3 protein-coding genes, 2 tRNA genes and 1 pseudogene are annotated in these 5,873 nt (G+C 43.2%); all 6 read left to right on the top strand.

The features are described 5' to 3' along the window. Positions 1–100: 100 nt before the first annotated feature. Positions 101–174: transfer RNA gene (locus AC5V8P_RS22460), tRNA-Pro, on the top strand. A 9-nt stretch (positions 175–183) separates the two neighbouring features. Then, positions 184–254 (top strand) — tRNA-Gly (locus AC5V8P_RS22465). Between the two features lie 723 nt (positions 255–977). Further along, complete coding sequence (gene ppc / locus AC5V8P_RS22470; protein WP_064797327.1) at positions 978–3,770, top strand: phosphoenolpyruvate carboxylase; 2,793 nt, start codon at positions 978–980, stop codon at positions 3,768–3,770. 191 nt (positions 3,771–3,961) lie between these two features. Continuing rightward, positions 3,962–4,528, top strand: coding sequence for an RNA polymerase sigma factor SigW (gene sigW, locus AC5V8P_RS22475; RefSeq protein ID WP_058712327.1), 567 nt, complete (start codon positions 3,962–3,964; stop codon positions 4,526–4,528). 150 nt (positions 4,529–4,678) lie between these two features. Next, positions 4,679–5,302 (top strand): zf-HC2 domain-containing protein, encoded by a 624-nt coding sequence (locus AC5V8P_RS22480; RefSeq protein ID WP_064797326.1) that lies wholly within the window; start codon positions 4,679–4,681, stop codon positions 5,300–5,302. A 221-nt stretch (positions 5,303–5,523) separates the two neighbouring features. Further along, positions 5,524–5,873: pseudogene (locus tag AC5V8P_RS22485) on the top strand (TIGR00159 family protein); the annotation flags it as partial.

Genomic DNA, 5,873 nt, shown 5'->3' on the forward strand with positions numbered 1-5,873 from the left:
GCCCTTAGCTCAGCTGGATAGAGCGTTTGACTACGAATCAAAAGGCCGGGAGTTCGAATCTCTCAGGGCGCGCCATTTCTTAAAAAAAAATGTATAATGTCGGGATGTAGCTCAGCTTGGTAGAGCACCTGGTTTGGGACCAGGGGGTCGCATGTTCAAATCGTGTCATCCCGATACTGATTTGCGGGTGTAGTTCAATGGTAGAACTTCAGCCTTCCAAGCTGATAGCGTGGGTTCGATTCCCATCACCCGCTTACTGATTACCTAGAAGCCGAAAGGCTTCTTTTTATTTTGTCCACATTACATTAACTTTTATGTGTATAGACCATTAAATGATGCCTCTTGTTATGCACGGTTGGGGATGACTTGTGCATACTCTAAATAGGCTTCTAACACCTTAGACTCGGATTTCCCCTCTTTCGTCCCTCTTTTTCCTGTAAAAAGGCTAAATTCGTGTTAAATCCATTGAACATTGGAATCCTAAGATTATTATGTTGCGAATCTTTGGTGATCACTTTCCATCTGCTTCTTTTGTTGTGCACACTCCTCTTTATTCATGTGGGTAAAACCTAGAAATTTATGGGTAGCAGCTCTAGAATACTGAGATTATGGCTGATTTTGTGCATATCTTTGTGGATAGAGCTCAATGAATTTCATGTTGTCAACAAATAATAAACATATACACATCATGACACAAGAATTTGTGCCTTTGAATCACACTTCTTACAAGAAACTGTGCATAAAGTTTCACACATCTGTAGTGTAGATAGTCAGTTTTTTATTGATTTCATTTTATTGTATAAAATACCAATATATTCTTCGCAAAAGTATTTAAAAAGAATGACTTTTTGCTGTAAATTTTGCAGCTTTTCATACGTTTTTATTGTATGATGTTAAGAAAGTGTCAAATTTCATGTGTATAATTACCTTTGCTACAACTGAATATGATGTGGAACAGATCAGATGGGGGGAAAAGCATGACTGAGCTTACGTTAACCGCTAACAAAAACCAATCCAACAATCTGCTACGGCGGGACGTTCGTTTTCTAGGAAATATTCTTGGTGAGGTCTTAGTTCATCAGGGTGGCAACGAACTTTTGGATATCGTGGAGAAAATACGTGAGGCAAGTAAATCGTTACGTGCTGGGTATCAGCCGGAGTTATACGAGAATTTCAAACAAATGGTCAGTGGACTGGATACGGATATTCGTCACCAGGTTATTCGTGCGTTTGCGATTTACTTTCAGTTGGTGAATATCGCTGAGCAAAACCATCGTATACGTCGTAAGCGGGATTATGAGCATTCCGCTGGTGAAGAGGTTCAACCCGGTTCGATTGAAAGTTCTGTTCAGGAGCTTAAACAAGGAGGGTTCTCCGCTGAGGACGTAAGCAACATGCTGAATGAACTCTCTTTGGAGCTGGTCATGACTGCACATCCTACAGAAGCAACACGGCGAGTAATTTTGGACATCCACAAACGTATTTCCGAAGATGTCATGCTACTGGATAATCCGATGCTTACTTTGCGTGAGCGGGAACAGGTACGGGAGAATTTGCTAAATGAAGTAATTACGCTGTGGCAAACGGATGAGCTACGTGATCGGAAGCCAACAGTATTAGATGAAGTAAGAAATGGAATGTATTATTTTCATGAGACCTTGTTTCATGTATTGCCGGATGTATACCAAGAATTGGAACGATGTCTGGATAAATATTATCCTGAGCAAAAATGGCACATTCCAACTTATTTGAGATTTGGTTCTTGGATCGGTGGAGACCGAGACGGGAATCCATCTGTTACATCTCATGTGACTTGGGAAACATTACGTATGCAGCGCAAGCTGGCTTTGAGAGAATATCAGCATACACTGAAGGAACTCATGGGTTACTTGAGCTTTAGTACCAGCATTGTACGAGTTTCTGATGATTTGTTGGCTTCTATTGAAGAGGACCGTGCCCACATCACACTTAAAAAAATGGAAGTATGGCATAATGAAAAAGAGCCTTATCGCATAAAACTGGCATATATGATTGCCAAGGTGAATAACGTTTTGGATGAAAGTAAGCAGGGGACCAAAGAGCGCTACAGTTCCGCGGAAGAGCTGATTGCAGATCTGAACGTAATTGCCAACAGCCTGCGTCATCATTTTGCTGATTATGTGGCAGACACCTATATTCAAAAGATGATTCGTCAGGTAGAGCTATTCGGGTTTCATACAGCTACGCTGGATGTGCGTCAGCATAGCCAGGAGCATGAAAATGCGATGACTGAAATTCTGTCTAAAATGAACATTGTGTCAGATTACGGTAAGTTGTCAGAGGAAGAAAAAATAGATCTGCTGGAACAACTGCTGAATGAACCTCGTCCGATTACTTCACCATATTTGAAATATAGCGATAGCACACAGGAATGTCTTGATGTATATCGTACGATTTATTTGGCTCAGGAGGAATTCGGCAAGCAGTCCATCACAAGTTACTTGATCAGTATGACTCAGGGAGCCAGTGATTTGCTGGAGGTTATGGTGTTAGCCAAAGAGGTCGGCCTGTTCCGCATCGAGAAGGATGGCACTGTCATCTGTACGTTGCAATCCGTTCCTTTGTTCGAAACGATTGATGATTTGCACGCTGCGCCTGATATTATGAGAAGATTGATGAACCTACCTGTGTATCGACAATCTGTGGCCGCAATGGATGAGCTTCAGGAGATTATGCTCGGCTACTCGGATAGTAATAAGGACGGCGGTGTGGTTACAGCGAACTGGGAACTTCGGGTCGCTATGAATAGCATTACAGAAGTAGTAAATGAGTATGGTGCAAAAGTGAAGTTCTTCCACGGGCGTGGAGGAGCGCTGGGGCGTGGAGGAATGCCGCTTAATCGCAGTATTTTGGCTCAGCCTCCTCATACCATTGGTGGAGGAATTAAGATTACGGAGCAAGGTGAAGTGCTATCATCCCGCTACTCCCTCAAGGGGATCGCTTATCGGAGCTTGGAGCAGGCGACATCGGCGCTAATTACGGCTGCTGCGTATCATCGTTCAGGTAAGAAAGAAGTGTTCGAGGAAAGCTGGGAGGAGATTATTGCCCGTATTTCCGAGGTATCACTGGAGAAGTATCAGGATTTGATTTTCCGAGACCCGGATTTCTTCACGTTCTTCAAAGAATCTACACCGTTGCCTGAAGTGGGCGAGCTGAATATTGGCTCTCGTCCGTCCAAGCGTAAGAACAGTGAACGTTTTGAGGACTTGCGCGCCATTCCATGGGTCTTTGCATGGACCCAAAGTCGTTACTTGCTACCTGCTTGGTATGCGGCAGGGACAGGTTTGCAAAGCTACTATCAGAACAATGAGGATAACCTTAAAGTATTGCAAACGATGTTCAGGGAATCTGCCTTCTTCCGTTCGCTTATAGATACACTGCAAATGGCAATTGCCAAAGCGGATTTGCTGATTGCAGAGGAGTACGCCGGGATGTCGGATAATGAAGAAGCACGCCAACGTATATTCGGGCAGATTTCTGCAGAGTTCAAACTGACATCTGAATTGATTCTGAAAATAACTGGGCAATCCGAGATTTTGGACGATGTACCTGTTATTCAGGAATCTATCCGGTTGCGTAATCCTTATGTTGATCCGTTAAGTTATTTGCAGGTTCAATTGCTAAGTGAGCTACGCGAATTGCGTAATCAGAACGGTGATGACGCAGAAATGCTGCGTGAGGTACTGTTGACGATTAACGGAATTGCCGCAGGCTTGAGAAATACAGGCTGATATAGAGTGGCTGGATGATACAGGCAATCGGGTACTCTCTGGAGTGCCCGATTGTGCTGTGTTTATAGTGATGTCTGGTGTATTTGTTAACTGTGTCCCCACTTCAGTTGATTTCTGGATAAAATTAAACTACGATGAATAATCATAAACATGTAATAAGTAACCCATCAGCAAGTCTGGGGGAGTATAGAGTGGATAATATGGAAAGCCGCTTGGTTAGGCTGGTGCAGAAAGGTGATCAGCGAGCTTTTGCGGAGTTAGTCGAGTTATATAAAGATCGGATTTTTCATCTTTCCTACCGGATGCTAGGTAATCGTCATGAGGCAGAGGATTTGGTGCAGGAAACCTTTTTGCGTGTGTATCGAAATTTGGAAAAGTATGACCATGGACAGAAGTTCTCAACCTGGATTTATCGGATTGCTACAAATCTGTGCATTGATCGTCTGCGAAGAAGAAAACCTACATACTCACTGGATGCTGAAATGAATGATCAGGAAGGTGTTGATGGGTACGCCATGCTTGCCAGCGATGAGCTTACCCCTGAAGGGAGTACGCTGTTGTCGGAAACGCAAGCTTTGATTCATGACGCCATTGACAGTCTTCCGGATAAATACAAGACGATTATGGTTTTACGGTACTTGCAGGAGCTTTCCTTGCAGGAAATTAGCGACGTGCTCAATCTCCCAGTTACCACAATTAAGACAAGAGTACACAGGGGACGGGATTTTCTACGCAAAAAACTGGAGCACAAGCTATAAATAATGTGCATACATTCTAGGAAAAGTGCCTGCCTAGATGTTTTTATGAAACATAATGCCCGTTGTAACGTATGTAAGATGAGCAAAGTTTCTAAGCCGGAGCATGTTATGTTGAGAAACACGGAAGAATATTAGAAAGGATTGGCTCATATGGATTGCAAACAAGCCGTCTCTTTTATGCATGACTATCTAGATGGCGACCTGTCTGAGCAGGACAAACATGAGTTGGAACAACACTTGTTAGACTGCCCGGAATGCCGCATGCGTTTTAAAGAGCTGGAGCGGACGGATGCGATGCTTTACGGTACACGCTATCATCAAGTGCCGTGTGTATCAGATGAGCTGACATTTCGCATTATGAATGCTTTGCCGCCGCATAAAAGACAACCTGCGGTGCCTATGCTAACTTGGGTGAAGAGGCATCCTGCTGTAACAGCCGCTGCTTTCTTCCTTATTGTGATATGCTCAAGTATGGCCAGCTTTTCCAGCACGGATCATCAATTGGTAGTCAAAGGAAGCAATCTAGATCAAGTTGTGATTCAAGGCGATACTGTAATTGTACCTGAAGGAAAATCCATTGCCGGAGATTTAACAGTACAAAATGGTGAGGCCCGTGTATACGGTGATGTGGAAGGAAATGTTACTGTGATTGATGGCTCTTACTATCAAGCTTCAACCGCCCATATTGCAGGACAGGTTAAAAGTATCGATCAAACTTTGGACTGGATTTGGTACAAGGTTACCGATTTGTTCGGGGGACCGTCTTCTCCTTAAGAGAAGCTTCAAATGGCAAGAACGATATCGAGCGCCTCTTTCCGCTGGAAAAGGCGTTTTTTTGTATATGAAGATGGCGATTTGTACTGTATTTTACTGATTTTGGAGGTTCTTTTGTCGCACAGCTTGCAACGCGAGCCTGATCGTTATAACCTAGATAGAGAGAGCATACTGTGTACATATTACACCCACTCACTACAGAAAATTGCGGGGGCATGCGCATGTTGGATTATTTTGCGGACCTGACTTGGAAAGAGTCCATTAAAGATATTATCGACATTTTGATCGTAACCTATATTATGTATCAGCTTATTTTACTTGTTCGCGGAACGCGGGCAGTTCAATTGTTAAAAGGAATTCTGTTCTTGGTCGTTATTTGGGCGGTTAGCACCTGGTTTGATTTGTACACGCTCAAGTGGTTGATGAATCAGATGTTCACCTTTGGTGTAGTGGCTATTTTTATTATTTTTCAGCCTGAGTTACGTCGTGCTTTAGAGCAGTTGGGGCGTGGTAAACTATTTGGGCGTTCGTCAGTAGATGATGAAGAAATCAATAAGTTAATTGGAGAAAT

The sequence above is a fragment of the Paenibacillus sp. N119s genome, from assembly GCF_059447605.1.

Excerpts from the sequence above, each read along its gene's own strand:
- ppc (WP_064797327.1), top strand. The coding sequence starts at position 978 with ATGACTGAGCTTACGTTAACCGCTAACAAAAACCAATCCAACAATCTG.
- AC5V8P_RS22480 (WP_064797326.1), top strand. The coding sequence starts at position 4,679 with ATGGATTGCAAACAAGCCGTCTCTTTTATGCATGACTATCTAGATGGC.